Here is a 2,947-nt window from a genome sequence, read left to right as displayed (position 1 = left end):
CTTCAGCAAGAGAGAAGCTTACATATTGTATGGCTGAATCAGCTGGCATATTCCTTCCAAATTCTTTCGCAGGTTTTAGTATTATTATATTTAGTGTACTATATTTAGATCTCAAAATACTTTTTGCATTAAATCGCTCATATTAGTGAAAATATAAGGCTTTAAGGCGCATAAAATTGTAACAGCTAGTAAAAAGTAGCATAAATACAGGCAAGTTATACATAGATGTCTAAAAATAAATGTTTAGACATCTAAAATAATAAATTATGAATCAAACCACACTTAGAAGACCGCTAGATACTGATGGCCGATCAGTATTTGCGCTCATAGACCGATGCCCACCTCTGGACACTAACTCAGCGTACTGCAACTTGCTGCAGTGCAGTCATTTCGCTAGCACCTCAGTGATAGCGATAGACGATGACAAGACACTTGGCTTTATATCCGGCTATGTCATTCCCGACCGGCAAGACACTTTATTTATTTGGCAGGTCGCCGTTGATGAGCGTGCTCGCGGTCAAGGTCTTGCTAAGCGAATGCTCAAAGATATTGTGACGCGGCAAGAATGCGCTCAGGTCACTCACTTGGAAACGACCATTACAGCTGACAATAAAGCCTCATGGACTTTATTTGAAAGCTTCGCAAAGGATTTTTCTGCTCCCTTAGCCAAATCTGAAATGTTTAGCAAAGATACGCATTTTGCTGGCTTGCATGACACGGAATTTCTGGTCCGAATCGGTCCATTTAGTTCCTAACCTCGCACACTAAATAAGACTCGCACCAAACATCCTATGGAGGATGCTAATGAAAATATTTGATGAAATTGAATCTGAAGTTCAGAGCTATGCTCGTTCTTTCCCTCGTGTTTTTAATCGCGCTAAGATGGAACACCTCTACGATGAGGAGGAAAATGAGTATCTAGACTTTCTGGCGGGTGCGGGAACAATTAACTACGGGCATAACAATCCGCTATTTAAGCCTCTCTTAATGGACTACATTGAGAATGATGGTATTACGCATGGCCTGGATATGCATACCAAGGCGAAAGGTGAATTTCTAGAGGCTTTTAATGAGAAGATTCTAAAGCCTCGGGATCTCGATTATGTTATGCAGTTTACTGGTCCGACTGGTACCAACGCAGTTGAAGCGGCTTTAAAGCTAGCGCGTAATATTAAAGGCCGTCAGAACATTATTTCTTTCACCAATGGTTTTCATGGCGTTAGCCTTGGCTCTCTGGCTGCGACGGGTAACTCTCATCATCGTGGCGCGGCGGGTGTCAGCTTAGGCGGCGTAAGCCGCGTGCCTTATGACGGCTACTTAGGTGACGAGATTGATACCACAGCTTATCTTGATAAAGTGCTTTCAGATTCCAGCAGTGGCATCGACAAGCCCGCTGCAGTGATTGTTGAAACTGTGCAAGGTGAAGGCGGTATCAATGCGGCTAGTTTTGAATGGTTGCGTAACTTAGAAAAAGTCTGCCGAAAGCATGATGTACTGCTTATCATCGATGATATACAGGCGGGTTGCGGTCGTACTGGCACCTTCTTTAGCTTTGAAGAAGCAGGCATTAAGCCCGATATGGTGACCTTATCGAAATCACTTGGCGGATACGGCTTACCTTTTGCTGTTGTTTGATTTAAGCCAGAGCTGGACCAATGGAAACCAGGAGAGCATAACGGTACGTTTAGAGGCAACAATTTTGCATTTGTAACCGCGAAAGCCGCCATTGATCATTACTGGTCTGACGACAAGTTCTCTAATGAGATTAAGCAAAAAGGCGAATATATTAAATCGCGCCTGGAAAAGATTGTCGACTTGTATGGCGACGGAAATTTCACGACCTGTGGACGCGGCATGTTTCAAGGGATTAACTGTGTAAACGGTGAGATCGCTGGCAACATTACACGCAATGCTTTTCAGCAGGGGCTTATCATTGAGACAAGCGGTGCTGATGATCAGGTGGTTAAATTTTTATGTCCTCTCGTAATCAGTCAAGACTCTCTCAAAAAGGGTATTGATATTGTTGAGCAAGCGATCAAAGAGGTTTGTGCTAAAGAAGACCAAATCCCTGAAGATAGCGACTATTTTGATGATGCGAAGATGGCAGGCTAATCGTCAGTATTTAATGGCTTAGTCATCATGCTATTTTAGGCGTCACGTTATTTAACTGGATAAAGAGAAACAAGGTAAAAAAATGATCGTAAGAAAACTGAGTGAAGCGGAAAATTCATCAAGACGCATTGTCTCTCCTGATGGCAATTGGGAAAGTACGCGTATGCTATTAAAAGATGACCAGATGGGGTTTTCGTTTCACATCACGACTATCTATGAAGGCGCAGATTTTCAGATGCACTATCAAAATCATTTGGAGTCGGTTTACTGCATGTCAGGTGAGGGTGAGATAGAGAATTTGGAAGATGGAAAAGTGCACCCGATCTCTGCAGGCACGATCTATGTTCTGGATAAGCATGACAAGCATATCCTAAGAGCATTTAAAGAAATGAAGATGGCATGCGTCTTCAACCCTCCGCTTAATGGCAAGGAAGTACACAACAAGGAAGGTGCCTACGAATTAGAAGCGGATACTATTGAATAATATATATTGAGTACCTAGTTCTATCCCAATTGATAACAATAAATGAAAGGGCTTTGCTGATGAGCGTACCTAACCCTAACGATAAATATGGCATTCACAGTACTGACTACAGCGTTGGGCAGCACAATGTTCAACGCTGGGGTTTTGATATTCATAACCCGGTATTTGCTGTGAGTTCCGGGCTGATATTGTTATTTTTAGTAGCCACACTGCTAACTGATTCAGCGACCGCAAAAGCTGCATTAGATGGTCTTAAATGGGATATTATTGGTGCTTTCGATGGTTTGTTTATTTGGGCAGGCAATATTTTTGTGTTGTTCTGCCTGGCGCTTATTGTTTCTCCTTTCGGCA

The 2,947-nt window shown here is 42.6% G+C and carries 3 protein-coding genes and 1 pseudogene; all 4 read left to right on the top strand.

Annotated elements, in window-relative coordinates:
• The first annotated feature begins 266 nt into the window (after window positions 1-266).
• Window positions 267-755, top strand: coding sequence for a diaminobutyrate acetyltransferase (ectA, locus tag A3761_RS18340; protein ID WP_068514445.1), 489 nt, complete (start codon window positions 267-269; stop codon window positions 753-755).
• Between the two features lie 49 nt (window positions 756-804).
• Window positions 805-2,112, top strand: a pseudogene (gene ectB, locus A3761_RS18335) (diaminobutyrate--2-oxoglutarate transaminase).
• A gap of 82 nt (window positions 2,113-2,194) precedes the next feature.
• The gene (locus A3761_RS18330; RefSeq protein ID WP_068514443.1) at window positions 2,195-2,596 is read left to right on the top strand and encodes an ectoine synthase; all 402 of its coding nucleotides are present in this window, start codon (window positions 2,195-2,197) and stop codon (window positions 2,594-2,596) included.
• Window positions 2,597-2,655: 59 nt separating this feature from the next.
• Window positions 2,656-2,947 (top strand): BCCT family transporter (locus A3761_RS18325; RefSeq protein WP_197473106.1); only part of this gene is annotated, 292 nt, incomplete at its 3' end.

The sequence above is a fragment of the Oleiphilus sp. HI0123 genome (assembly GCF_001635315.1).
Note: the sequence above shows the minus strand (reverse complement) of the source record. Positions and strands in the feature narration are given on the sequence as shown.